The 26086-nt window shown below is 70.3% G+C and carries 22 protein-coding genes; 4 read left to right on the top strand and 18 right to left on the bottom strand.

The window, feature by feature from the left end; translation table 11 throughout:
• Positions 1-14: 14 nt before the first annotated feature.
• Entirely contained in the window at positions 15-1460 is a 1446-nt protein-coding gene (locus tag NKG98_RS11160; RefSeq protein ID WP_254766000.1) for an Hvo_1808 family surface protein, read from the bottom strand.
• Positions 1460-3055, bottom strand: a complete 1596-nt coding sequence (locus NKG98_RS11155; RefSeq protein ID WP_254765999.1) for an Hvo_1808 family surface protein — start codon at positions 3053-3055, stop codon at positions 1460-1462. The genes NKG98_RS11160 and NKG98_RS11155 overlap by 1 nt, the downstream gene beginning before the upstream one ends.
• A gap of 102 nt (positions 3056-3157) precedes the next feature.
• Between NKG98_RS11155 and NKG98_RS11150 the strand changes: the two genes are divergently transcribed.
• Positions 3158-3730, top strand: coding sequence for a cysteine hydrolase family protein (locus NKG98_RS11150; protein WP_254765998.1), 573 nt, complete (start codon positions 3158-3160; stop codon positions 3728-3730).
• A gap of 14 nt (positions 3731-3744) precedes the next feature.
• Here the strand turns inward: NKG98_RS11150 and NKG98_RS11145 are convergent, their stop codons facing one another.
• The 8 genes from NKG98_RS11145 to NKG98_RS11110 all read right to left on the bottom strand — a co-directional run bounded on the left by NKG98_RS11145 (position 3745) and on the right by NKG98_RS11110 (position 11813).
• Positions 3745-4281: a nitrous oxide reductase accessory protein NosL gene (locus tag NKG98_RS11145; protein WP_254765997.1), complete on the bottom strand. Its 537-nt coding sequence runs from the start codon at positions 4279-4281 to the stop codon at positions 3745-3747.
• A 74-nt stretch (positions 4282-4355) separates the two neighbouring features.
• The gene (locus NKG98_RS11140; RefSeq protein ID WP_254765996.1) at positions 4356-5261 is read right to left on the bottom strand and encodes an ABC transporter permease; all 906 of its coding nucleotides are present in this window, start codon (positions 5259-5261) and stop codon (positions 4356-4358) included.
• On the bottom strand, positions 5258-6193 hold the full coding sequence (locus NKG98_RS11135; RefSeq protein ID WP_254765995.1) for an ABC transporter ATP-binding protein: 936 nt from the start codon (positions 6191-6193) through the stop codon (positions 5258-5260). Before NKG98_RS11135 ends, NKG98_RS11140 begins: the two co-directional genes overlap by 4 nt.
• Positions 6174-7550, bottom strand: coding sequence for a nitrous oxide reductase family maturation protein NosD (gene nosD, locus NKG98_RS11130; protein WP_254765994.1), 1377 nt, complete (start codon positions 7548-7550; stop codon positions 6174-6176). Before nosD ends, NKG98_RS11135 begins: the two co-directional genes overlap by 20 nt.
• Complete coding sequence (locus NKG98_RS11125) at positions 7547-8344, bottom strand: hypothetical protein (RefSeq protein ID WP_254765993.1); 798 nt, start codon at positions 8342-8344, stop codon at positions 7547-7549. The genes nosD and NKG98_RS11125 overlap by 4 nt, the downstream gene beginning before the upstream one ends.
• Before the next feature lie 5 nt (positions 8345-8349).
• On the bottom strand, positions 8350-10227 hold the full coding sequence (gene nosZ, locus NKG98_RS11120; protein ID WP_254765992.1) for a TAT-dependent nitrous-oxide reductase: 1878 nt from the start codon (positions 10225-10227) through the stop codon (positions 8350-8352).
• Between the two features lie 159 nt (positions 10228-10386).
• Entirely contained in the window at positions 10387-10860 is a 474-nt protein-coding gene (locus NKG98_RS11115) for a PaaI family thioesterase (protein ID WP_254765991.1), read from the bottom strand.
• A gap of 95 nt (positions 10861-10955) precedes the next feature.
• Complete coding sequence (locus NKG98_RS11110; RefSeq protein WP_254765990.1) at positions 10956-11813, bottom strand: DUF8155 domain-containing protein; 858 nt, start codon at positions 11811-11813, stop codon at positions 10956-10958.
• A gap of 53 nt (positions 11814-11866) precedes the next feature.
• Here NKG98_RS11110 and NKG98_RS11105 point away from each other — a divergent pair, with 53 nt between their 5' ends.
• Entirely contained in the window at positions 11867-12580 is a 714-nt protein-coding gene (locus NKG98_RS11105) for a lipoyl protein ligase domain-containing protein (protein ID WP_254765989.1), read from the top strand.
• A gap of 24 nt (positions 12581-12604) precedes the next feature.
• Here the strand turns inward: NKG98_RS11105 and NKG98_RS11100 are convergent, their stop codons facing one another.
• The 5 genes from NKG98_RS11100 to NKG98_RS19055 all read right to left on the bottom strand — a co-directional run bounded on the left by NKG98_RS11100 (position 12605) and on the right by NKG98_RS19055 (position 19238).
• On the bottom strand, positions 12605-12967 hold the full coding sequence (locus NKG98_RS11100) for a DUF7268 family protein (protein WP_254765988.1): 363 nt from the start codon (positions 12965-12967) through the stop codon (positions 12605-12607).
• A 4-nt stretch (positions 12968-12971) separates the two neighbouring features.
• Positions 12972-13940 (bottom strand): ABC transporter permease, encoded by a 969-nt coding sequence (locus NKG98_RS11095; RefSeq protein ID WP_254765987.1) that lies wholly within the window; start codon positions 13938-13940, stop codon positions 12972-12974.
• Entirely contained in the window at positions 13937-14950 is a 1014-nt protein-coding gene (locus tag NKG98_RS11090; RefSeq protein WP_254765986.1) for an ABC transporter permease, read from the bottom strand. Before NKG98_RS11090 ends, NKG98_RS11095 begins: the two co-directional genes overlap by 4 nt.
• 48 nt (positions 14951-14998) lie before the next feature.
• A complete protein-coding gene (locus tag NKG98_RS11085; protein ID WP_254765985.1) occupies positions 14999-16708 on the bottom strand; it encodes an ABC transporter substrate-binding protein in 1710 nt (569 codons plus the stop codon).
• A gap of 70 nt (positions 16709-16778) precedes the next feature.
• The gene (locus tag NKG98_RS19055; protein ID WP_304612836.1) at positions 16779-19238 is read right to left on the bottom strand and encodes an ABC transporter ATP-binding protein; all 2460 of its coding nucleotides are present in this window, start codon (positions 19236-19238) and stop codon (positions 16779-16781) included.
• 88 nt (positions 19239-19326) lie between these two features.
• Here NKG98_RS19055 and NKG98_RS11070 point away from each other — a divergent pair, with 88 nt between their 5' ends.
• Positions 19327-19914, top strand: a complete 588-nt coding sequence (locus NKG98_RS11070; protein WP_254765984.1) for a DUF7529 family protein — start codon at positions 19327-19329, stop codon at positions 19912-19914.
• Positions 19915-19920: 6 nt separating this feature from the next.
• Here NKG98_RS11070 and NKG98_RS11065 read toward each other — a convergent pair whose 3' ends face one another.
• Positions 19921-20643 (bottom strand): DUF5806 family protein, encoded by a 723-nt coding sequence (locus NKG98_RS11065; RefSeq protein ID WP_254765983.1) that lies wholly within the window; start codon positions 20641-20643, stop codon positions 19921-19923.
• 65 nt (positions 20644-20708) lie between these two features.
• On the bottom strand, positions 20709-22658 hold the full coding sequence (locus tag NKG98_RS11060; RefSeq protein ID WP_254765982.1) for a beta-propeller domain-containing protein: 1950 nt from the start codon (positions 22656-22658) through the stop codon (positions 20709-20711).
• Between the two features lie 162 nt (positions 22659-22820).
• On the opposite strand from NKG98_RS11060, the gene NKG98_RS11055 reads away from it, so the two are divergent.
• The gene (locus NKG98_RS11055) at positions 22821-23957 is read left to right on the top strand and encodes a thiolase family protein (protein WP_254765981.1); all 1137 of its coding nucleotides are present in this window, start codon (positions 22821-22823) and stop codon (positions 23955-23957) included.
• A gap of 124 nt (positions 23958-24081) precedes the next feature.
• Here the strand turns inward: NKG98_RS11055 and NKG98_RS11050 are convergent, their stop codons facing one another.
• The gene (locus NKG98_RS11050) at positions 24082-25845 is read right to left on the bottom strand and encodes a hypothetical protein (protein ID WP_254765980.1); all 1764 of its coding nucleotides are present in this window, start codon (positions 25843-25845) and stop codon (positions 24082-24084) included.
• Positions 25846-26086: the final 241 nt, after the last annotated feature.

Below are 26086 nucleotides of genomic sequence, written 5' to 3'. Positions count from 1 at the left end.
AAAAAGCTACCCGATTACGGGGCCGCGGCCGACGGTGGCGACGAGGGGGCCGTCGCCGTCGGAGCGGCCGCCGCGGGCCCTTCGAGCGCCGGGGCCGCCCCTTCCGGCCGGATCGCCCCGAGGTCGTCGACCGTCGGCGCGCCGACGACCGTCACCCGGTCGCCGTCGACGTCGATGCGGTAGGCCCCCTCGAACGCCCGGCCGTCGGCGACCCGGTAGGCGTCGCCGTCGACCGCCTCGCCGCCGGCGTTCTCGACCACCTCGCGGTAGGCGTCGGCGAACTCGGCGGCGTCCGCGTCCGTCTCGAACTCCAGCGCCCAGACGTGCCCCGTCCGGTTCTCGTCGTCGCTCGCGTGGTAGGCGACGAACGAGTCGCCGGCCCAGCCGTCGGTCGCCGGGTCCGAGTAGTCGTACGGCGAGAGGGCCGTCCCGCCCGCGGTCAGCGGCCGGTCGACCGCGCCGTTGACCCACAGCGCGGCGAACAGCGTCGCCTCGCCGACCGTCTCCGTCCGCGCTCCGCCGTCGCCGTCGGCGAACGGCTCCCACGCGTCCGTCGAGCGGTCCTCGACGGCGACCTCGCGGGGACCGTCGTCGGGGTAGCGCTCGGGGTGGATCACCTGGCTCGTGCTCCGTGGCCGGTCCTCGTGGAGGGCGTCGACGGCGTCCCAGCCACCCCGCTCGCGGTGGTGGGCGACGAACGACGGCCCCTCGGCGTACGGCGCGTAGATCGAGAGGAACAGCCCCGCGTTGAACGGCCGTCGCTCGGGGTCTCGCGGCGCGGGTTCGACCTCGGGCAGACACTCCCACTCGTCCCCGCAGCGCCGGTCGTACAGGTGGGCCACGTAGTCGGCCTCACCCTCGAACACGCCGGTCTCGGCGCGACGTTCGTCGAGCGTCGACCCCCGGCGGTCGAGGCCGAACCGCTGGTCCTGGAGCGCGTGGACGAGTTCGTGGACCAGCGTCCGCCGGTCGACGACGACCCCGTCGGGGTCGTCGGCGACGATCACGATCTCGCCCGACCGGTAGTAGCCGACGACGGCGTCGCCGTAGACCTCCTCGAGGGCGGCGTCGACGTCCGTCTCGCCGTCGACGACGAACGCGCCGCGCCAGAGTTCGTTCGTGAAGGGGCTCGCCGGCCCGCGCTCGCCGCGGCGCTCGCGGTACGCCTCGCGCGTGATCACTTCGATCTCGACGTCCTCCGCGAACTTCAGCCCGCGGAGCACCTCGATCCGGGCCATCGAGCGGTACTTCACGGCTTCGAGTTCGGCCGCGGTGAGGCCGTCGCTCGCGTCGACGTCGAGGTCGTCGTCGGGGGCGTAGCCGCCCACGTGACCGCGGTCGCGGTCCGCGGCGAGCGCGTCCGGCCCGGCGACGGGCGCGGCACAGCCCGAGAGGACGAGCAGCGCCGCGAGCGCGAGCGCCGCGGGGCCGACCCGACGGGCCGGTCGCGCGCCCGCCATCACTCCCTGCGGCTCGTCGCGAACGCCATCGCGAGGATCGAGAGCGCCGCGAGCGCCGCGCCGAAGCCGGCGAGGCGGTCGCCGGATTCGCTGTCGGTAGCGTTCGCGTCGCCGTCCCCGCTCCCGTCGGCGGCGGGTTCGGCGTCGATGGTGTCCGCGCCCTCGGGCGCGGCGCCCGCGTAGATCCCCGATAGCTCCTCGACCGACGGCGCGCGGACGATCGTCACCGTCTCGCCGTCGACGTCGAGGGCGTACGCGCCGGGGAACTCGTCGTCGATCACGTAGGTGTTCCGGCGGTCCTCGACGGGGTCGCCGCCGTTTGCCTCGATCAGCGCGAGGTAGCCCTCGGCGAACTCCTCGGCGTCGGCCGTCGATTCCCACTCGGAGCGCCAGACGAAGCCCGTCTCCGATTCGGTCCCGGCGCCGGTCCCGTACGCGACGAGTTCGTCGCCGGCCCAGCCGTCGGTCACCGCGTGGTCGTAGTTGTAGACGCTCAACTCGCTCTCGCTGTCGAAGACGTCCGAGCGGGCGACCGGCCCGTCGCCGCTCTCGACGGCCGCGCCCATGAACATCGCAGCCATCGTCGCCTCGCCGAAGCGCTCGGCGTCGGCGCCCTCCGCCGTTTCGAGGGGCTCCCACCGGTCGTTCGAGCGGTCCTCGAGGTCGATCGCGGCCGGGTCGCGCTCCTCGCCGGGCCGAATCACCTCGGCGCTGCTGGCCGGCGGGTCGTCGAAGGCGGCGTCGACGGCCTCCCAGCCGCCCTCCTCGCGCAGCGCGTCGACGTAGATTGGCCCGTCGCTGTAGGGGTGGAAGACGCCGAAGAACAGCCCGTAGTTGAGGTCGCCGGGCGGCGCCCCGCCGTCGCCGCTCGGTTCGACACACTCCCACTCGGTCCCACAGCGGCGCTCGTACTCGACGTCGATCAGGGTGGCCTCGCCCTCGACGAGCCCCCGTACCGCGGTGTAGTCGTCGACGGTCGCCTCGTCGAACTCGTCGAGGCCGAACCGCTGGTCCTGGAGGGCGTGCTGGAGTTCGTGGCCGAGGGTGACCTCGTCGAGTTCGGGCTCGTCGGGGGTGTCGGAGACGATCACGATCCGGTCCTCGGCCGGTTCGTAGTAGCCGGCGACGGCGCCGCCGTACAGCGTCTCGAACTCGTCGACGACGTCGGTCTCGCGGTCGACCGCGAACAGCGCCTCGTAGCGGACGTTCTCGACGAGGCGGTCGCCGTCATCGACGTCGACGAACAGTTCGCCGGTCTCGTTCTCGAACTCCGCGCGCGTGATGACCTCGACGGGGACCGGTTCCTCGAACGTCCGCTCGCGGATCACCTCCACGCGGGCCATCGACCGGTAGATCACCGCCTCGAGTTCCTCGTCCTCGACGGTGCCGCCCTCGCGGTCGTCGACGGGCAGTTCGTCGTCGTACCAGTAGCCTTCGACGTAGCCGATCGTGTCCTCGGTCGTCGGGTTCGACTCGCGGTCGTCCTGCGACGGCGCCGGGTCGGCGTCGACGCCGGCCGTGCCGGCGCCCGCGGCGAGCGGGACGGCCAGCGACGACATCACGACGAGGAGGGCCAAGAGGAGTGCGCGTCTCATCTGCGATGGCAGGGCGTTGGGGCCGCGAGTAGAAAAACCCGGCCCCGACGGCTCCGGCGCGACGGCGAACAGTATATTGTCGCTGCGTCGTTACTATCGCACATGAACCTCGACCCAGACAGCACCGCGGTCGTCGTCGTCGACATGCAAAACGGCTTCTGTCACCCCGACGGCTCGCTGCACGCGCCGGGCAGCGAGGCCGCCATCGAACCGATCGCCGAGTTCGTCGCCCGGGCCCGCGAGGCCGGCGTGCAGATCGTCTTCACCCGCGACGTCCACCCGCCGGAGCAGTTCGAGGACGCCCACTACTACGACGAGTTCGAGCGCTGGGGCGAGCACGTCCTCGAAGGGTCGTGGGAGGCCGAGATCGTCGCGGAACTCGACGTGCACGAGGAGGACCACGTCGTCGAGAAGCACACCTACGACGCCTTCCAGAAGACGGAGTTCGAGGGGTGGCTGAACGCCCGCGGCATCAGGGACCTCCTCTTCGTCGGCACGCTCGCGAACGTCTGCGTGCTCCACACCGCCGGCAGCGCGGGCCTGCGGGACTTCCGCCCGTTGCTCGTCGAGGACTGCATCGGCCACATCGAGGAGGACCACAAGGAGTACGCTCTGGACCACGCCGACTGGCTGTTCGGCGAGGTGATCGAGAGCGACGACGTCGAGTTCGTCTGAGCCGCGCCGCGCGGTCAGCGGGCGCCGTCGGCCGGCGATAGCTCGTCCCACGCTTTGACCTCGCCGCCGTACTCGCCGGCGAACTCCTCGGCGTCGCCGCGCTCGCCGAACGGGTGGAGTTCGGGCCCCATCGCGCCCTCGACGTCGCTGTCGACGACGTAGTGGCAGTCGGTCGCGTCCGCGAAGGTGTCCGCGCCGACGGGGTTCGCGACGTATTGCCCGCCGCCCTGCTCGACCACCTCGTACTCGACGCGCGAGTAGTCGGTGACGAAGACGTCGCGGGGCTCCCAGCCGGTTCGCTCGCGTTCGGCCAGCGAGACGACGAGTTCGGCGACGCTGTCGAACCGCGCGGGGCCGTCGCGGTCCTCGGGTTTCCCGTCGGCGTAGAAGATCTGTCCCGCGGGGCCGAACGTCTCCTCGATCACCATCCCGCAGACGTCGCAGGTCAGCCCGCCCGTCAGGGCGATCGGTTCGGCGGACGGTTCGTCTCCACCGTCGTCGCCGAGACAGCCGGCGACCGTCGCGCCCGCGAGGACCGCGGCCCCGAGCAACAGTCGGCGCCGGGACGGCGCGGTCGCTCGGCGGTGAGCGGGCGGGCCGGGTCGTGTCGGGGAATCGGGGTCCGTCATACGCTACGCTTTCGGACAGCTACGGCGGCGAGGGCGATAGGTGCGACGATCCACGCGAGCAACGCGGCAGCGAGCGCGCCCGTCGAGAGGCCGACCTCGGCGAGCGCCGCGGCGAAGCCGGCGTCGCCGGCGGCGCCGAGGCCGCCGAGGACGAGCGTCCGGAAGACGCTCGCGGGGTTGGCGACCAGCATCGCCGACAGCGCGGCGTCGGGCAGCGAGAACGCCGCGATCAGCCCCAGCGCGAGCAGGTCGTGGACGAGGACGAACCACGCCCACGCGAGCAGCGAGAGCCCCAGCGCGTGGGCCTTCTCGCGGGCGACCGCCGACAGGAGGACGGCGAGCGCGAGAAACGCCAGCCCGAGGCCGGCCGCGGCCAGCAGGAAGCCGACGTAGGCGTCGAACCCCGCGAGGCCGAACTCCCGGAGGAGGAACGCGCCGGCGATCCCGAAGCCGAGCACGGTCGCCCCCGCGAGGACGACCGCCCGGCCGAGGAAGGCGCCGACGACGACCGCCGCCCGCGGGATCGGCAGCGCGAACAGCGCCCCGAGCCAGCCGCTCTCCTCGCGGCCGACGATGGCGTCGTAGCCGAACGCCAGCGCCACGAGCGGCACGAGGTAGACCGCAAGCGTCGCGAGGCTCGCGACCGTCCGCGCGAAGCCGTCGGGGCTCACCTCCGCCCCGCTGAACGTCGTCAGCCCGAGCGCGAACGCGGCGAAGATGCCGGTCAGCGCGACCGCCCACCGGTTGCGCACCGCCAGCCGGTACTCGGACTCGGCGACGATAAGCGCCCCGCGCAGCCCGGTCGAGGAGTCCGTCGTCGAGGCGGTCGCGACTCCGGCGGTCGTCCCGTAGCCGCCGTCGGGGTGGGCCTCGCGCTCGTCGGGGTCGGCGTCGCGGCTCACGCGCGTACCACCTCCTCGCGCTCGCCCTCGCCGGCGAGCGCCTCGTGGAACGCCGTTTCCAGCCCCGGCTCGCGGACCTCGAAGCCGGCGACGAGGTCGTCGTCGAGCGAGGAGACGACGCCGAGCGCGTCCTCGCGGTCGCAGGCGACCTCGATCGTCCGCTCGCCGGCGTCGACCTCGACCGGCCGCTCGCCGCCCCGGACGGCGTCGAGCAGCGCCGCGCGGTCGCCCGCGGGGCGCAGGCGGACGGTGACCCGGTCGGCGGCGGCCGCGGCGAGGTCGTCGACGGTCCCCCGCGCCCGCAGGCGCCCGTCCTGCAGGATCGCCACCTCGTCACAGAGGCGCTCGACCTCCCCGAGCGCGTGCGAGGAGAGGACGACCGTCGCGTCGGTCTCGCGGTCGATGCGCTCGACGACCTCGTGGAAGGCGGCGACGCCGCGCGGGTCGAGCCCCGCGGTCGGTTCGTCGAGGACGAGCACCGGCGGGTTCGACAGCAGCGCCGCGGCCAGTCCCAGCCGGCGGCCCATCCCGTTCGAGTAGCCCGAGACGGCCCGGTCGGCCGCCTCCGTCAGGCCGACGACGTCGAGCACCTCGTCGATCCGCGCCTCGTGCCCGGCGACCCCGCGGATGCGGGCGTGGACCGACAGCACCTCGCGGCCGGTCATCGCCGCCGGGAACCCCGCGTGTTCGGGCAGGAAGCCGACGCGCTCGCGGACGCGGTGGCCCGCGCGCTCGACGTCGAGGCCGCCGACCTCGATGCGGCCCTCGTCGGGCGCGTCGTGGCCGACGAGCAGTTCGAACAGGGTGGTCTTGCCGGCGCCGTTCGTCCCGAGGACGCCGAACGTCGACCCGGACGGCACCGTAAAGGAGGGGCCGTCGAGGGCGACGACGTCGCCGTACCGCTTGCGTACGTCAGTGATCGTGATCTCCATAGTAGTCTCTCCAGTCCTCGTGGGGTGGCTCGACGAGCGGGCGGTGGTCGATGACGCCCGGCGACTCGACGACCGGGAACGAACTCTCGGCCAGTCGGACGGCGTCGAACGCCGGGCTCTCGGCGAACGCCGTCGCCCGCGGCTGCTCGTAGACCAGCCGTTCGACGGTCCCGGCGGGGCGGTGTCGGATCTCGCTCGTCCCGTCGCCGTCGAGGTCGACCGCGCGCGCGTCGGACCAGTAGTTGCCGCCCTCGGAGTCGTTCCAGGCGACCTGCGCGGTCGTCGTCGCGTACGCCGCCTCGTCGTTCGCGATGAAGCTGTTGCCCGTCACGAGTTCGCCCCGGCTGCCGGCGGTCACGTGGACCCCCCGCTCGTTTTCGAGGACGAGGTTGTCCGCGACGACGTTGTCCTGGGCGTTGTAGACGTAGAAGCCGTCGCCGTTGGCGACGACCGCGTTGTCGCGGATCTCGCTGTCCTCGACGTCCTTGACGAGGATGCCGTGGGCGCTCCTGCCGTCGTTTCGCACCGCGACGTTGTCCTCGAGGACGAGGTTCTCCGAGACCATCAGCGCGAAGCCGACGTCGTTGTCGAAGGCGACGTTGCCGTCGAGGCGGTTCCCGTCCGAGTACATGTAGTGGACGCCGTAGCGCAGGTCCCAGAGGACGTTCCCCGTCGCGTAGACGTCCGTCGCCCACGAGTAGTAGATCCCGTCGCGGACCGTCGTGACGTAGTTGTCGCGCAACTCGGCGTCCTCGGTCTCCCAGAGGTGGATGCCGTTGCCCCGCTCCTCGACGTCGACGTCCTCGCGGCCGACGACCGTCGACTCCGCGACGGTGACGCCGGTCGTGTCGCCGATCCAGACGCCGAAGGCGACCTCCGTCAGCCGGAGGTTCGAGAGCGTCGCGTCCGAGCCGTTCACCCGGACGCCGGCGTCGTCCTCGGTGCGGTCGTAGCCGGAGTTGCGGATCCAGAGGCCGTCGACGGTCACGTTCGCCGCGCGCACGACGAGGACGGTCCCCTCGCCGCCGCCGTCGAGCAGCGCGCCGTCGGCCGCGGCCGCGGCGAGGGTCAGGCCGGGCGTCTCGACGACCACGCGCTCGTCGAACCGCCCCTCCAGAACGACCGTCTCGCCCGCGTCCGCGGCGTCGACGGCCGCCTGCGCGGAGTCGAACTCGCGGCCGTCGACCGTCGCGACGCCGTCCTCCGCGGGTGCCTCGGCGTCGTCGACGTCCGGCACGTCGGGCCGCCACTCGACGGCGCGGTCCTCGGTGCCGCCGTCGCCGGCGGCGACCACGGCACCGGCGAGCGAGAAGACGAGCGCCGCCGCGGCCAGCGCGGCGAACCACCCCTCGGTCACGGGGGACCACCCCGCGCGCCGCCCCGGCCGCGCTCGGTCGCGTCGGGCGAGTCGGCGCCGGGGCGCTCGCGTCGGCCGCGCTCGTCCCGTTCGTCCCGGTTCCGGCCGACCCGCTCCCGCACGCGGTCGGGAGCCGCCCGGAGCAGGTCCGGGAGGTCGCCGACGGTCGCCTCGGACTCGCGCAGCAGGTACGCCACGGCGAGTAACGCGACGGCGAGCGCGGCCAGGTAGCCGCCCGGCCCGAGCCAGGCGTTGCCGCTGATGTTGGCGACCTCGTAGGTGCCGACCAGCGGCGGCGTGAACCCGTCGACCCCGGACAGGGGCGCGGCCGGGTCGAGCGAGTGGCCGGTCTGGTAGAGCCGGTACTGGATGATGGCACCCGTCGCCGCGAACAACGCGACGGTGCCGGCGAGCTGGTACCGCAGGCGCCGCGCGAGCGCCCGCGCGCTCGGCGCGAGCGCGCTGACCACGGCGCCGGCGGCGAGGGCGACGAAGAGGACGGGCCCGAGGACCCACTCGGGGACCGCCACGGCCCGCTCGTTGACCTCGTAGTTCGGCTCGACGTACACCGGGTCGGGGTAGTAGAACCCGACGTAGTGGTTGAGCCGCTGGACCTCCACGAAGTCGCCGGCCAGCCGCGGGTAGGCGTACAGTTCGACGACGAGCGTCTCCACGTACTGCGGCGCGGTCAACGTGATCCGCCACACCGGAAGGGCGAGCGATACGAGCAGCAGCGCTGCCGCCGTCAGCGGGAGCGCGCGTCGGAGTTCGCCGAACCGCGCCAGTCTCGACATCGGGATCACTCCGCGGGTTCGACGAGCAGCCGCGAGCGCATCTCGAGGTGCAGCGCGCTACAGAAGAACCCGCAGTACATCCAGTAGACGCCCGGCTCGTCGGCCGTGAACGTCACCTCGCGGGTCTCCTGTGGGGCGACCTTGACGTTGATGTCGTGTTCGGGGATCGCAAGCGAGTGCAACAGGTCGGCGGAGGTCTCGACGTTCGTGACCGTGAACGTCACCTCGTCGCCCTCCTGGACGGTGACGTCCTGATAGCCGAACTCGTTGCGCTGGGCGGTCATCTTCACGTGCACCCCGCCGTCGTCGCGCTCGATGTCCATGCTCCCCGAGTCGATCGGGTCGAGGTCGAGGTCCGCGGGGTCGTAGGTCTTCGCCGGGTCCAGCTTGCTCTTGTGGACGATCGAGGCGTCGTGGGGTTCGGCGTACGCCGGCGTGTCCTTGACGAGTTGCATCCCCTCCTCGTCGTCGCCGATGTAGATCAGCTGGTCGTTCTCGGGGTGCATCGGCCCGACGGGGAGGAACCGATCCTTCGAGAGCTTGTTCAGCGAGATCAGCCAGTCGCCCTGCGGATCGGCCGTGTACGACTCCGCGGCGATCAGGTGACCGGGGTTGTAGTGGACGTCGATCTTCTCGACGATCGGGTCCTCGGACTCCGCCTCGGCATCGACGGCCGCCTCGATGTCCCACTTGACGACCTGCGAGTCGATGAACAGGGTCGTGTACGCGTGCCCGCGGCCGTCGTAGGCGGTGTGTAGCGGCCCCATCCCGAGTCGCGGGCGGCCGACGACCGCCTCGTTGGGGTCGTCGGCGTCGGCGAGCGTCTCGACGTCGACGATCGACGCCGTCGGATCGAGTTTGCCGCTGGCGATCGCGTACTGCCCGTCGGGCGTGACGCTGACGCCGTGGGGGCTCTTCGGCACGTCGACGTACCGGACGACGGGGCGGTCGCCGTCGTTCAGCGGGCTGTCGCGGGTGCCGTCGACGACGGGCACGCCGCCGATCTCCTCGTACTCGCCGGCGTCGACGGCCTCCTCGATGGCGGGGACGTCGAAGGCTTTCACCCAGTCGGTGTCCGCCTCGGCCATCCCGCTCTCGGTGACGGCGCCCTCGCTGTTGTAGCCGGTCGCGAAGAACCAGCGGCCCTCCTTGCCGCCGTCGCCGTTGTCCATGTTGCCGTCGACTTCGACCTCCCACGCGACGTCCATCGTCTCGGGGTCGATGGCGGCGAGGACCGACGTGTAGCTGTCGGGGTCGTCGAGGTCGCGGCCGTCGTTGCGCATCGGAACGCGGAACTCGCCGACGCCGAAGACGTACTTGGTGTCGGGCAGCAGACAGCAGGCACCGTGGGTCCCCTGCTGGTTCGGGATGTCGACGATGGCGTCCGTCTCGAAGTACGTGAGGTCGATGCGGGCCATCCGGCCGTTGGCCTTGTCGTTGACGAACGCCCACCGGCCGTCGTAGTCGTTGTCCGTCTGGCTCACGCGCGGGTGGTGGGTGTCGCCCCACGTGTAGCCGCCCGCGTTCTCGAGCATCTCGCGGGTCTCGTCGTCGTAGCCGTAGCCGCGGGCGCTCTCGCGGTTGAACACCGGAATGCGCATCAACTGGCGCATCGACGGGATGCCGTAGACGCGAATCTCACCCGAGTGCCCCCCCGAGAGGATTCCGTAGTACTCGTCGTGTTCGCCCGGTGGCACGTCGGCGTCTACCGATCCGCCGGTCGCGGCGCCGTCGCCGCCGTCGAGCAGGCCGGTACACCCTGCCATCGACGTGAGCGTGCCGGTCGCGGCGCCGGCTTTCACGAAGTCGCGGCGCGGAATCCGCGCGAACAGTGGCTCTCTCTCGTCCTGGCTCCGATCGTCGGTGGTGTGGTCGTCGGTCATGGTCGGAACGTGTGGTCTCTTGGTCCACGGAGGCCGCTGGGACCGTACGCCCGACTCCGGCCGACGTCTCCTTAGTGGGAATCTCCGATTCCTACGGCGTAGAAGTACCCACGAACACGTTCGCCGAAAACGGGAGTACCCCTGACGATCGCCGGGCCGTCACCCCTCGCGGAACAGGCGATAGGCGCCCTGACCGGTCGCCACCTCGCGGGTCTCGCCGTCGGGCGTCGTGCTCTCGACGGTGATCTCGCTGACGCCGACGCTCGTGCCCGCGCGGATCACGTCGGCGGTCGCCTCGAGGTCGCCCGTCGCCGGCCGGAGGTAGTTGACGTTGAGGTTGATCGTGGCGACGCCCCCCGAGGAGGGGTCGTCGAACGCGGTCCGCAACACGAGGCCGCCGACGGTGTCGATCAGCGTCGCGGCGACGCCGCCGTGGATGTCCGGGCGGCCGTCGCGGCCGGTCGGCCGCGAGTTCGTGAGTTTGTCGTCGTAGGGGATCGCCATCGTCATCGTCCCCGGGCCGACGTGCTCGACGGTCGTTCCGAGCCAGGAGAGGAACTCGTGGTTCTCGTCGATGTACCCCTGCAGGAGGTCGCGGTGGGCTGTCAACTCGTCTCCGTCCTCGTCGGTCATACGACCGTGTGAGAGGGCCACGGATTTGTGCTCTGCGTTTGTCCGCGGTTTCCCGTTGGCTTTCTTGTCGCGCCCGGCGCCGGGCGCTCGGGCCGTCACCGCGGCTCGACGCGCACCCGGAGTTCGTCGCCGACCGCGAACGACGCCTCGGGACGGATCAGCTTCGCGCCGAAGTCGGCGTCGCGAGCACAGAAGAACGACAGCCCGGTGATCGCCTCGCCGTTCGCCCGCACGACGACGTCGTCCCACGCGACGGTCCGGCCGTCTGCCACCCCGAGTCGGTCGCCGTTCAGCCGGACGGGGCCGTCCCGGCCGCCGAGCAGGCCGCCGCCGTCGTAGTGCGGCAGGCCGCCGTCGAGGACGCCACCCTCGTCGGCGCACACGCCGACGAACTCCCGGCCGGGGTTCGGGTGCGCCGGCGCGTCGAGGACGGCGTACGTCTCGCCGGTCTCGACGACCGTCCCGGTCCCGTCCCACGCGAGCGGCCGGACGTCGACGCCGAGGTCGATCGGGAGCGACCCCGACGCACGCCGGAGGTTCCGGTCGGGGTCGCGGAAGCCGACGTGGAGGTGGTTGTCGACCCACGGGGCGAAAAAGCCCGCGCGGACGAGGCGGCCGAGCGACTCCCCGGCGCTCACGTACGCGCCGGGTTCGACCGACGGCTCGACGTGCAGCACCCGCGCGATGCGCCCCTCGACGGCCGCGGGCGCGTCACACTCGATGAGCAGCAGGTGGTCGTGCTCCGGCGCGTAGGGCTTTGGCGGCGCGCGGACGGTCAGCGTCTCGCGGACGGTCCCCGACACCGGACTCGGCGCCGCGGTCGTCCGTCCGTCCCGGAGGGTGCCGGGATAGAGGTCGATCGCGCAGCCGCGGTCGTGGGCGGCGTACGGCGAGTTGTACAGCGAGAACCGTTCGTACCGTCCCAGAACCGATTCGTCGAGGGTGACGGCCATCGTCCGCCACTCCGGGCCGGGGAGGTTTAGGGGCGTCGGGACCAACGTCGGCCATGCGCGTCTTCCGGGGTCGCGGCGCGACGATCGAAGCCGACCGCGCGACGAGCGCCCGACTGCTCGACGTCGCGGCGGGCGGCGAGCGGGCGGTCAGGGTGTGGGCGCCCCACCGGCAGGTGGCCTTCGGCCGGCGCGACGCCCGCCGCGAGGGGTACGACCGCGCCCGCGAGGCCGCCGCCGAGCGCGGCTTCACGCCGGTCGAGCGCGACGTCGGCGGCCGGGCGGTCGCCTACGACGGCGAGACGACGCTGGCGTTCGCCCGCGCCGAACCCGTCGCCGACTTCCGGCGGGGGACCGACGAGCGCTACGAGCGGCTGTCGGCGGACGTCGAGGCCGCCCTCCGGGCCCTCGGCGTCGCCCCCGAGCGCGGCGAACCCGACGACTCGTTCTGCCCCGGGGCGCACTCGCTGTCGGCGGGCGGCGCCGCCGGCGGGAAGGTCGTCGGCATCGCCCAGCGGGTGCGCTCCGACGCCGCGGTCGCCTCCGGCGTCTTGCTCGTCGACGCCCGCGAGGAACTCGCGGCCGTCCTCGACACGGTCTACGCCGCGCTCGACGTCCCGTTCGACCCCGACACCGTGGGGAGCGTCGCCGCCGCGGGCGGGCCGGCCGACCCGGCCCGCGTCCGCGAGGCGGTCGAGGCGGCCCTCGTCGGCGACCGGGAGGCGGTCGTCGAACGGGTCGGCACGTTCGCGGGCGAGCGCGGCGAGTGAGGTCCCGAACGCGACTCGCCGGCGTTAGGTAAGTACCGCGGAGATAACCGACGCGCCGACCATTCCCCCGAGGCCGAGCGCGCAGAGCAACAGCATGGCCCGTCTGGCGCCCGCCTCGGTGAACTGGCTCTCCGTCTCGACGGACTCGTACGTCGTCTCGAGACCGCGACCCCCGACGACGGCGGCCGTCCAGCCCAGCAGCGCGGCGCCGAAGATCAGCGCGCCGAGTGCGAACGCCGTGCTGGTCGCTTCCTGCGGCCCGCGCTGCGGAAGTAACGCGAGCGCGATGGCGGCACCGGCGGCGCCGCCGGCGACGAAGACGCCCCCCAGACGGCCCCACGGGGGGCGGGTCGGTTCCGCGGACGCGGTCGAGCGCGACCGATCCATGCGATCAGTCGACGGCTTCGCGCATCCGCGGGTCGAGCGCGTCGCGCATCCCGTCTCCCAGCAGGTTGAACCCGAGGACCGTCAGCGCGAGCAGCAAGCCGGGGAAGAACGACCACCACCAGTGGCCCGAGAGCAACCCCTGCTCGACGCCGTTCGTGAGCATCGCCCCCCACGACGGCGTTCCGGCGCTGGCCCCGAAGCCGAGAAATGACAGCGCCGCGATGTCGATGATCGCCAGCCCGTAGTTCAGCGTACTCTGGACGGTGATCGGCGCGATCGAGTTCGGCAGGACGTGCCTGAGCAGGATCCGTCCGTCTCGAGCGCCGAGCGCGACGGTGGCGTCGATGTACTCGTCTTCCATGACCTTCAGCGCGGCGCCACGGACGACGCGGGCGAACCGCGGCGTGTAGACGAGCGTGAGCGCGATGACGGCCTTCCAGAGGCCGGCGCCGAAGATTGCCACCAGCGCGAGCGCGAGCAGCAGGCTGGGAAACGCCAGCAGCACGTCCATCGTGCGCATGACGAGGTTGTCGATCCAGCCGCCGTAGTAGGCGGCGATGATTCCGAGGCCGACCCCGAGAACCGTCGACGCGCCGACCGTGATCGTGCCGTACTTCAGCGCCAGCCACGCGCCGTACCGGACGCGGTCGAAGATGTCCCGACCCTGCAGGTCTGTTCCCATCGGGTGCGCGCACGATCCGGCGCTCTGGATCGCGTCGATGACGCCCGACTCGCCGCAGGGCCCCACCATCGACGGGTTCGTCCCGAGTTGGGTGGCCTTGATCGCCTCGAGGTCGAGCGTGAGTCGCGCGTGGATCGCGATCAGCGCGACGAAGAGGATGATCGAGAGTCCCAACAGGGCGAGCCTGTTCGACAGCAGTTCGGAGAGAAACGGCGACTGGCGAAGCCGCTCGAAGAACCCCCGGCGGTACTGGTCCCGGTCCGTGTGTTGAGAGGTAGTTTCGGAGCTCATTGTTCGATCCTCGGATCGAGCATCGAGTAGGTGATGTCGACGCCCAGGTTCACCAGCGTAAACAGGAACGCGAACAGCAGGACGGTCCCCTGTACCAGCGGGTAGTCGCCGACGCTGATCGCGTCGACGAGTAGCCGGCCGATGCCGGTGATGTTGAACACCGTCTCGGTGAGGACGGCGCCGCCGAGCAGCGAACCGAACTGGATGCCGATGATGGTGACGACGGGGATCAGGGCGTTCCGGAAGCCGTGTTTCATGACGGTGATCTTCGCCCCCTGTCCCTTCGCGCGGGCGGTTCGCATGTAGTCCTGTCTGATCACCTCGAGCATCGACGAGCGCATCATCCGCGAGATCAGCGCCATCGAGTAGATGCCGATGACCAGCGACGGCAACAACATGTGGTGGACGGCGGACTGGAACGCCGCCAGGTCCCCGGCGAGGAGCGTGTCGACCGTGATCAGCCCCGTCACCGACTCGACGGAGTACTGGCTGGCGATCCGCCCGTTCGTCGGTAACAGGTCCAGCCACTGTGCGAACAGCAGGATCAGCAGCGGTCCGCTCCAGAAGATGGGGACGCTGATCCCCGACAGCGCGCCGATCCGCGTGAGGTGGTCGGTCAGCGAGTCCTGCTTGACGGCGCTGAGGATTCCCAGCGGAATGCCAAAGCAGATGCCGGCGATCTGACCCAGAATGGCGAGTTCCAGCGTGACGGGGAACCGCGACTTGAGCACGTCGCTCACCGGCGTCCCCCTGCGGATGGTGTAAGACTCCCCGAAGTCCAACTGCACGGCGTCGAACAGGAACCGGCCGTACTGGACGTAGATCGGGTCGTTCAGCCCGAGGTCGTTCTCGATCTGGCGCACGAACTCCTCCGACGCTCGCTCCCCGGCGATCGTCCGGGCCGGATTCCCCGGCGAGAGGTGCAGGATGGCGAAGACGAACGTCGCCACGCCGAGCAGGACCGGGATGAGGAGCAGTAAACGCTTGAGCAAGAACCGCCTGCTAATCATTATCATTATTTGGCTTGCCGCCAGCGTAAAAGTGGATCGTTTTTGCTTTCAGTTCTGGAGTTCGACGAGTTCGAGGAACGGACCGCCGATGGCCTCGATCACGTAGCCGTCGACGCGGTTGTGAATGCCGCGGAGCTCTTCGGTGTGGGTGATGTAGACCCAGGGCGCCTCATCGTGGGCGATCTGGGCGATTTCGAGGTACATCTCCTCGCGCTCGCCCTCCTCGTAGGTCTTCTGTCCCTCGTCGACGAGTTCCATGAACTCCGTGTTCGCCCATCCCGAGCGGTTCCCGTCGTTGTACCCCTCGGTGTCGAAGCTGACCCAGTCCTGACCGTCCGGCACCTCGTCGGCCGAGATGCCCGGGTGGAGCAGCGGGCTGTAGAAGTTGTCCGGGTCCGCGTTGTCCGAGATCCAGCCGAGGAAACAGGCGTCGTGTTTGCCTTCGGCGGTGTACTCGAGGTAGCCGTCCCACGACGACTGCTCGTTGATCTCCACGTCGATACCGACCTCGGCGAGGTTCGACCGAACCGTCTCGGCCGTCTGAACGGGCGAGGCGAAGTACGGACGCGGGTTGGTCATCGTCGCGAGTTCGAACGACAGGTCGCTGACGCCGGCTTCGTCGAGCAGTTCCTGCGCCTGTTCGGGGTCGTACTCGTAGGGATCGATGCTATCGTCGTGCCCCATCACCGTCGGGGGCAGCGGGTGGCTGGCCTGAATCGCCAGCCCGCGGTAGATGTTCTCGACGATAGCCTCGGTGTTGATCGCGTGGCTGATCGCCTGGCGCACGCGCTTGTCGCGGAACTCCTCGACGCGGGCCATGTTGAACGCCATGTACCCGACGGTCATCCCGGAGGTGCGCTCGAGGGACGCGTTTCCGGAGCCATCGATGACGTCGGCCTGCGCGGCGCCGATGCCGTCGATGATGTCGAGTTCGCCCGCGTCGAGCGACTGGGCGCGCGTGGAGTTCTGATCGACGGCCTCGAAGACGACCTCGTCGACCTTCGGCGTCTCGCCCCAGTAGTCGCCGTTGGCCGAGAGGCGAATGCGCTGGTTGCCGGTGTCCCACTCGTCGAATTCGAAGGCGCCGGTCCCGATCGGCTCCTCGCCGAAGTCGTGGTCGTTCTCGATCTCGCTCTTCGGGAGCACGGCCATCGCGAACACCGCGAGCGAGCGCAGGAACGGCGCGTACCGCTTCGACAGCTCGATCTGGATCTCGTAGTCGCCGGTCGCCTCGACGGACTCGACCGGACCGAACAGGTACGGCCCGTAGAACGACTGGTCGTCGCCGATGAAGTAGTCGTACTCCTCGTCGACGAACCGTCGGTAGGTCGCGACGAAGTCCTCCGCGGTCATCTCGTCGCCGTTGTGGAACGAGGCGCCCTCGCGGAGGGTCAGCGTCGTCGTCGTTCCCTCGAGGCCGTACTCCGAGGCCAGCCCTTCGACGAGCGTCGACTCGCCGGGCTCGAAGTGGACGAGCTTGTCGTACACCTGGTTGGTGACTTTGGCGTCCTCGCCGGAACTGGTCGCCTGGGGGTCGAGCGTCGACGAGTCGGAGCCGCGCCCGTAGACGAGGAGGCTCTCCCCGTCGGCACCGTCTCCGCCGTCTCCGCTGTCTCCGCCGTCTCCGCCGTCGCCACCGTCGTCACCGTCGTCTCCATCGTCGCTACCGCCGATACACCCGGCGAAGGACACCGCGGCTGCGGCGCTTCCAGTAGCAGTGAGGAACTGTCGTCGATCCACCATTGTCTCCCGTGCCATACAATACCGTACCGCAGGAATGCTATAATAGTAACGAAAAACCCTCGGTTTGGCGGCAACCCGTTCGTGGTCAGTTCTCGTACAGGTGACACGCCGCCGGGTGCGCGTCGTCGCCGAGATCGGGGTGTGCGCGCTCGCAGACCGACTCGAACCGCTCGCGGAGCACCGCCGCCGCTCGCTCCCACTCATCCGCGAGGACGTGATCGATCGCCTCGCGAACGACCGACTCGACGGACCCGGGCAACGGTTCGTCGAAGAACCGATCGAGGATCGCCTGCTCAACCGACGTTCGACCGCCGTCGGCGACGGCCTCGACCGGTTCCTCGGCGTCCGGCGCCGGGCGGTAACTGTCGACGGCGATGGACTCGGACTCGACGCGCTCGCGGAAGTTCATCACCTCCCGGTAGGCGGCCTGCTCGATGTCCAGGTCCGACGGCGGGATGACCTTCGGACAGCGCGTGCGGAACCGACAGCCCGACGGCGGATCGATCGGACTCGGCACGTCGCCTTCGAGGATGATGCGATCGGCGTCGGCCCGCGGGTCGGGCTCCGGCACCGACGAGAGCAGCGCCTGCGTGTACGGGTGTTTCGGGTCCTCGAAGAGTTCGTCCGTCCGACCGACCTCGACGATCTCGCCGAGATACATTACGGCGATCCGGTCGGAGATGTGGCGAACGACCGAGAGGTCGTGGGCGATAAAGAGGTAGGTCAGGTCGAACTCCTCCTGGAGGTCCTCCAGCAGGTTGATGATCTGGGCCTGCACGGAGACGTCGAGCGCCGACACCGGTTCGTCGGCGACGATGAAGTCGGGATCGACCGCCAGTGCACGTGCGATGCCGACCCGCTGGCGCTGGCCGCCGCTCATCTCGTGGGGGTACCGATCGCGCTGGGAGACGTCCAGGCCGACCGCCTCGAGCAACTCGTCGATGCGGTCCTGGCGGCGCTCGTTCTGCGGGCGGTCGTCGTCGGGGTCCGCCTCCGGCAGGCCGTGGATCTTCAGCGGCTCGCTGACGATCTGCGCGACGGTCATCCGCGGGTCGAGCGAGGACATCGGATCCTGGAAGATCATCTGGACGTCCTTTCGCATCTCGCGGAGTTCCGTCGACTCCAGGTCCGCGAGGTCGATCCCGGAGAAGACGACGGTGCCGTCGGTCGGTTCGAGCAACCTGAGGAGGGTCCGTCCGGTCGTCGACTTCCCGCACCCGGACTCGCCGACGAGCCCCAGCGTCTCGCCCTCGTAGATGTCGAAACTGACGCCGTCGACGGCCTTGACCGTCGGAACCTCGTCCGCCAGCCAGCGATCGAGCAGGCCCTCGGCCTTCGAGAAGTGCTTTTTCAGATCCGACACGGACAGCAGCGTCTCGTCGAACGTCGCTTCAGTACGGGCGCTGACGCTCTCGAGGTCCGCCGCGTAGACGCTCTCGTCGAAGTCCTCGAGGATACACTTCGCGCGGTGATCGACGTCCTCGGGGCCGTGTTGGAGGTAGGGGACCTCCGAGCGGCAGGCGGGTTCGGCCCACGGGCACCGGTCGGCGAAGTGACACCCCTCGGGGAGATCGATCAGGTCGGGAACGTTCCCCTCGATCGGCGTGAGTCGGTCCTTGTCCTCGGTCGGGATCGACTCGAGCAGCGCGTACGTGTACGGGTGCGAGGGGTTGTAGAATATCTCCTCGACGGGGCCCTCCTCGACGATTTCGCCGGCGTACATCACGGCGACGCGGTCGCACGTCTCGGCGACGACGCCGAGGTCGTGCGTGATGAAGAGGACGGACATCCCGAACTCCTCTTGCAACTCGTTGATAAGTTCGAGGATCTGCGCCTGGATCGTCACGTCGAGCGCGGTCGTCGGCTCGTCGGCGATGAGCAGGTCCGGCCGGCAGGCGAGCGCGATGGCGATGAGTACCCGCTGGCGCATCCCGCCGGAGAACTCGTGGGGGAACTGGTCGATCCGCGACTCCGCCTCCGGGATGCCGACTTGCTCCAGCATGTCGACAGCGTCGGCGAGCGCCCGCTCTTCGGTCTCGTTGCGGCCGAGCGACGGAGCGATCTCGCGGACCGCGTTCCACCAGTTGTCCTCGCGCTGGCGGTCGTACTGGTGGAGCAGGAGGCTTTCCGCGACCTGTTCGCCGACGGTCACGGCGGGGTTGAGCGAGGTCATCGGGTCCTGGAAGATCATGCTCATCTCCCCGCCGCGGATCCGTCGCATCGCCGATTCCGGCGCCCGGGTCAGGTCGACGGTCCCCGCGTCGCGGTCGACGAACTCCGGGGCGCGCTTGGGGAACCGCTCGGTCAGTTCGGCCGCGAGGTCGTCGTCGTGGAACGTGATCTCCCCGCCGACGACCTCCCCCGGCTCTTCGACGAGTTGCATCGCCGAGAGCGCGGTCACGCTCTTCCCGCTGCCCGATTCGCCGACCAGTCCGACGGTTTCGCCCTCCCGGACGGTCAGGTCGACTCCGTCGACCGCCTTCACCGTTCCTCGGTCCGTTCGAAAGTAAGTTTGGAGGTCGGCGAGAGAGAGTAACGACGTCACTGCCCCTCGTTGCTGACGCGTGGACTAATATCTTTATTTTTCATCGCGGAAGCGAAGGCTTTTGTCGGTCGGGACACCCGACACCGACATGAACGGCCAGGGAGTGCCGGACGCCGTCCTCGAGTTCTGGGAGGCGTTCGTCGACGACGTCGCCGCGACCGCCGACGCGTACCGCGAATCCGGCTGGGACGTGCTCGAACTGCACCCCGGCGACGTGGCGCCACAGCCCGGCCCGCTGGACCGACCGACGCTCGGCGGCGACGAGGGCGACGGCGACGCGGACGCGGGGGCGGATGCGGATCCCGCGCCCGATCCGGACGTCGACCGCCTCGGGTTCGACGTCCTCGTCCCCGACGACGAGTTCGACGCGCTCGAGTCGCTCCTCGACGACGGGTTCGCGGCGTCGTCGTACGAGACCTTCCGCGCGGAGCGCGGCGGCGCGGCGTTCGTCCTCGTCGTCGAGCGCGACGAAGCGAGCGAGCGAGCGGTGTTCGTTCCGCTCCACTACCGACCGTCCGACACGGAGCGACTGCGGCGGCTGGCCTCCCAGCGCGGGGTCGTCCACGCCTACGTCCGCCCCCTCTCGCGCCGGCGCGTGGTCACGTTCTCCCACGAGGAACCCGACTCGTTCTTCGGGGACGGGGAAGACGCCGGGGACGATCCCGAGTCGGCGTGACCGCCGTCAGTCGTCCTCGCCCTCGTCCTCGTCCTCGTCCTCGTCCTCGCGCAGTTCCCTGCTCGCCTCGCGCACCTCGCGCATCACGCTGGAGATGCGTTCCTCGGACTCCAGTTCCTCCTCGACGGAGAGGTCGACGCCCTCGACCTCCAGCAGGAACTTGGCGACCTCGGTGGCCTCGTACATCACGTCGTCGAGTTCCTCGGCGGTGAAGAAGTCACACATCGCCCCGTAGAGAAACGTCGCGCCGGCCTTCCGGACCTTCTCCTCGAACGAGGAGCGGGCCTGGTTGACCGCCTGCGGCGTGTACGTGTCGGTCATGAACGGGACGAGTTCCGGCAGGTTCTCGCCGATCTTGGTCATCTCGACGCCCGTCTCGGTCCGGAAGTCCGAACAGAGCCGCGCGATGGCCCACTCGCGGGCCGTGATGTACGTCCGCTCGCGGAGGAACTCGTTGACCCGGTCGTACTGCGCGCCGTCCATCTTCTTGAAGCGGGCGTACTTGCGCACGTCCTCGGGGATCTCGTCCTCGTCGACGGCGTCGGGGTCGGGGTCGGGGTCGGGGTCGGGTACGCCCGGCATCGGGCCGTCGTCCCCGGCCCCGTCGTCCGCCGCCTCCGCCGCGGCGGCCGTCTCGCTCGCGTCGTTCGCGTCGCGGCCGCGGTCGGGATCGGAAGCGGCCTCGGTTCCGGTCTCGCGATCGGTGCCGGGGTCCGCGTCGTCTGTCATGCCCGCTCGTTGTCACAGGGGCGGCAAAAGGGTTGCTCCCCGCGGGATCGCAGGCGGCGGCCGCGCTACAGGTCGACGCGGGTCTCTTCCTCCCACGTCGTCTCGTCGAGGACGACGACCTGCTCCTCGCCGACGACGTAGAGGTAGTCGCCGACGTACATCGCCCGGACGCCGGGGCCGCCGACGTCGACGCGGGCGACCTCTTCGAGGTCGCCGTCGGCGTAGCCGAACACGTAGCTGTTCTCCGTTCCGGGCAGGAAGAACACCTCGTGGCGCCCGTCCTGCAGGAACGCGCGGTGGTTGCGCGCGATCTCGGAGAAGTGCTCGTCCTCCAGGATCACCGATTCGAGTTCGACCGGATTCTCGCGGTCGCTCACGTCGAACGTCGTCGCCTTCACCTTGCGGTCCTCCTGGCCGATCCCGAGGATCAGGTCCTCCTCCAGCGGGTGGAGGTACTCCGAGACGCCCGGCAGTTTCAACTCGCCCTCGACGCGCGGGTCGGTCGGGTCGGAGAGGTCGAGCGTGTAGAACGGGTCGATCTCGCGGAAGGTGACGACGTGGCCCTCGTCGCCCTCGAAGCGCACCGAGTAGATGCGCTCGTCCTCGCCGAGGCCCTGCACCTCGCCGGTGACCTCCAGGTTCGAGTCGAGGACGTAGACGTCGTTGACGGAGTCGGCGCCGTGGGTCCGCGGGATGGTGGTCGCGATCCGGAGGTGGTCCTCGTGTTCGTCCATCGAGAACTGGTTCAGCGGGACGCCCGGCACCTCGCCCGAGGCGGTCGGTTCGAGGGCGCCGTCGATCGAGACGCGGACGACGCCGGTCCGCGAGAGGTCCCGCTGGTGCTCGCTCGCGTACGCCTTCAGCCCCTCCTCGAACTCGCGTTCGACCTCGCGGCGCTCGTCCTCGTCGAGGCCGGCACGCCAGTCGTCGAGGATCTGGCGCATCTCGACCTCCTTGGCGCGCTCGGAGATGTCGTAGTCGTCGAGGGCTTCGAGGCGCTCGCGCGACGTCGCGTCGAGGTGGTCGGAGCCGGGTCCGAGGAGGTAGCCCGACAGCACCTCGTAGTCGGAGGCCGACCACGTGTACGAGAGGTAGATGGCGCCCTCGGAGACGTACGTCGCGGAGTGGCGGGCCGTGCCGACGACGCTGGTCGAGTCCTCGACGGCGCCGGTCTCGGGGTTCACGCGGGCCGCCGTGTAGACGGCGTCGCCGTCGGCGTCGGCCGCGGGGCGGCGGACGTCGGTGCACTCGATCGCCGCGTCGCCGTACGGTTCGATCGGGCACGGGTCGTCGCTCGGGTGGTCGACCAGCACGAGGTACAGCGAGCCGTCCTCGTGGAGGCGGGCGGTTTCGAGGCGCGCCTCCAGGTCCTCGGCCCACACCTGATCGGGGTCGCTCGGGTCGCTGACGTCGTAGCCGTACGCCCGGTCGTGGTCGAGGACGACGAGGACGTCGTCGGCGAGCAGCAGTTGGCCGGTCGCCGGGATGGTCGCGACGGCCTCCGGGTCGGCGGGGTCCGAGAGGTCGAGTACGGCCGTCTCGCCCGAGCGGGCGTGGAACCGGTGGTTGGCGTAGTAGGCCGTCTCGCCGTCGTTTTTGAGCGCGTCGGGTTCGTCGAGCGCCGCCACCTGGACGTTCGTCTCGGAACTGCGGACGTCGTCGCCGGCGAGTGCGCTCGTCGTGACGCTCGCGCCGTCGCCGCTGGCGTCGCCCGCGTCCTCGGCGACCTCCTCCTCGACGGCGGCGTCCGGGCCGCCGGTCTGGAAGCGGACGTGGGTCGACGGGCCGTTCCGCTCGAAGTACTCCTCGAACGCCGCGGCGGACTCGAAGGTTTCGAGGGTCGCGGCGTCCGTCCGTTCGGTCCAGTCGGTCGATTCGGTTTGGGTGTGATCGTCGCCGCTTGGCACGCTGGCGGTTCCGTCGCCGGCGAACAGCCCGCCGGCGGCGGCCCCGACTGCCGCGCCGACGAGCAGCGCCGAGAAGACGACTGCGATCGTGGTGGTTCGTCCGCGCATACGTTCACCGACGGCGTACAGTCATAAGGCCCCTCCCCAAGGTGAAACGCGCCTTTCACCGAGCGCGGTCGCCGGGTTCGGTCGGACGCAGTCCGGTAAACTTCCCCCGCGTCCCCGCGAGTTTGACAGTCATTTATGTTCGTGAGGGACGATTGCCGGCGTATGGGACAGACACCCGTTATCGCCGCGGCCGTGCGAACGCCACAGGGGAAAGAGGACGGCGTCTTCGCCGACGTGCGAAGCGAAGACCTCTCGACCCCGCTCGTGAACGAAATTCTCACCGAGGCCGGCCTCTCGGGCGACGAGGTCGACGACCTGATGTGGGGCTGTGCACAGCAGCGCGACGAGCAGGACAACAACCTCGCGCGGGTCATCGCCCTCCTCTCGGATCTGGGCGAGTCGGTGCCCGCGACGACGATCAACCGCTGGTGTGCCTCCTCGATGCAGGCGATCATCTCCGCCTCGGACGCGGTCCGGGCGGGCCAGCGCGACTGCATCATCGCCGGCGGCGTCGAGTCGATGTCGCGGGTCCCGATGGGCGATAGCTACTCCGTCCTCCACCCCCGGCTGGCAAGCGAGTACAACGTCGGCGAACTCCAGATGGGGATGACCGCCGAGAAGGTCGCCGAGGAGTACGACATCTCCCGCGAGGAACAGGACGAGTACGCCGTCCGGAGCCACCACCGCGCCGCGGCGGCGACCGACGAGGGCCGCTTCGAGGACCAGATCGTCCCGATCGAGACCGACGAGGGGACCATCACCGAGGACGAGGGCATCCGTCGGGACACCGACCTCGAGACGCTCGGGGGGCTGCCGACGGTCTTCAAGTCCGACGGCACCGTGACGCCGGGCAACGCCTCACAGATCTCCGACGGCGCCGCCGCCGTCCTCGTCACCAGCGAGGCGTTCGCCGAGGAACACGACCTCGAAATTCTGGCCGAGGTCGGCTCGAACAACGTCGCGGGCGTCGACCCCACCGTGATGGGGATCGGCCCGGTGCCGGCGACGCGCGGCCTGCTCGAACGCGCCGGCCGCGAGATCGACGACTACGACCTCGTCGAACTCAACGAGGCGTTCGCCAGCCAGACGGTCTACTGCCGCGACGAACTCGGGATCGACCCCGACATCTTCAACGTCAACGGCGGCGCCATCGCGCTCGGCCACCCGCTCGGCGCCTCCGGCGCCCGCCTGCCCGTGACGCTGATCCACGAACTGCGCCAGCGCGGCGGCGGCCGCGGTCTGGCGACGCTCTGTGTCGGCTTCGGGCAGGGCGCGGCGATCGAGTTCGAGGTCGCGTAGGCTCCTCGACTACGGCTTTTGGTCCAGCTTTTGTGAGGACGGTCGCGAGCGAAGCGAGCGATCCGTCCGAGACAAAAGGTGGTCGTGGCAGGGCGCGGCGATCGAGTTCACGGTGGACTGAGACTCACCCCTCGAAGTCCACTTCCGCGATCCGCGTGTAGTAGGGGTCGCGCTCGTCGGCCTCCGGCGGGACGTCGACGTCGGGCGAGTACTGGCTGACCGTCCAGAACCGTCCCGACGCGGGGTCGACCGAGACGCCGTTGTAGTCGCCCCAGCGCATCACGTCGAACCCCTCGCCGTAGTCGTACGGCGACTTCCCTTCCTCGACGACGAACGCGTCTTCGAGTTCGCCCGGCTCGTGGCCCACGCGCCGGCCGGCGACGTCCATCCGGACGAACGTCTGGGGGCCGCTCACGTTGTGGACGATCACCGTCCGGCCGTCGTCGGCGCCGACGGTGGGGAGGAAGTACGACCTGTCGGGTTCGCCGTAGGTGCCCTGCTGGACCACCGACCGGCTCTCGACGTCGATCTCGTACCACCGGATCGCGGCGACGGGGTCGCCGTCGTCCGGATCGTACCGGATCGCGTGGGCGGTCCAGAGCGAGCCGTCGTCGTAGTCGGCGTTCATCAGCCGGGTGTCGATGGTGTCGATCAGCGCGTCCGTTCCCGGCTGTTCGGCCGCCGGCGGGAAGGCGTAGGGGTCGACGTTGGCGTCGAGAGTGTGACACGTCAGCGTCGGGTCCGAGAGCGGGTCCGTCAGCTCCCAGAGCGTGAGCGCGTCCGAGCGGAGGCCGCTGTTGACGAGGTAGAACGTCCCGGACTCCCCGCCCGAGAACGGCTGCTGGGCCGGCTGGACGGTGAACGTGAACGGGGCACCCTCGCCGGGGTCTTGCAGGCGTCTGAAGTGTGCCGCCGTCACGTCCTCGCCGGCGTACATCGCGGCCTTGTCGAGGGCCAGCAGCGTCACCTCGAACTCCCGGCCGAAGAAGTTCTGCGTGAGGTAGACCGCGTCCCGGTCGTGGCCCAGCGTCGGGTAGTCGACCAGCCCCTCGTTTTCCAGCGGCGGGATCCGGTAGACGTGCCACTCGCCGTTGGGGTTGCTCGTCGCCGAGACCGCGACGACGAACCAGCCCCGCGGCGGCCGCGCGAGCGTCGCCTCGAAGTCGCCGTCGCCCTCGACTTCCTCCTCGAGGTCCTCGCGGCCGACGAGTTCGCCGTCGGCCGTCAACCCGGGTTCGAACTGCGTCGCACAGATCACGTACCGGTCGGCCTCGCGGTCGTAGCGCGCCCGCGGGTCGAAGACGAACGGAATCCCGAAGGCGAACCCGCCCTCCGGTTCGTCGATCACCGGCTCCCAGATGCGCTCCAGCCGAACCATCTGCTCGCGCTCGCCGGACTGGGCGCTGTAGATGGCGACCTGCTGGTTGAGCGCGTGGACGACCGTCCCGGTACCCGCCGCGACCTGCGAGTCCGAGGGGACGCCGCCGCGGGTGTCCTCGGCGGTCACGCCGTCGTACTCGGTCCTGACCGAGAGCGGCCCGTCGCCGTCGTCGGTCTCCCGGGCGGCCAGTCGCGCGCTCTCGGCCGCGCCGGGCACGCGTTCGTCCGCGCCCGGCGGCGTCGAGGCCGCGAACGCGTCCGCCGGCGGCGTCCCGCCGGCCTCCTCGGCGCGGATGCGTCCGAAGTTGACCGTCCCGCCGGCGTACGTTCTGATCTCGGGTCCCGCCGCGCAGTCGGTCGTCGCCGTCGTCGCGGCCGTTACGCCGGTCCCGGTCAGCGCCAGTCCGCCCAGCCCGACGCCGACGGTCCGCAACAGCCCCCGTCGTCCCGTCGACCACCGATTCGAGTCCGCGTCGCGAGTCGTTCGCTCCGTGTCTTCCGTGGACATGGTTTCTCCGGCCGACCGCCGGAGCCCGCCGGCGGGTCGTGCCGCGAGCGCGGGCGGGCCGGCGCTCGGCCGGGTTCACTCGCGCGTGAGTGTAATTGGTAATGAACCGTATAATCGGACGACCTGTCGGTTAACACGACGTTATCGCGGGCGCGACCGTCGGCCCGCGGCGAACCGACCGGGGCCAGGCCCGAAAGTCGGACTATCGGGCACGTTGACGCCAGTAGCACGGCTTTTCTCC

Origin of the sequence: Salinilacihabitans rarus (assembly GCF_024296665.1) — an archaeon.
GTDB lineage: Archaea > Halobacteriota > Halobacteria > Halobacteriales > Natrialbaceae > Salinilacihabitans > Salinilacihabitans rarus.
This window is presented reverse-complemented; position numbering and strand designations above follow the sequence as displayed.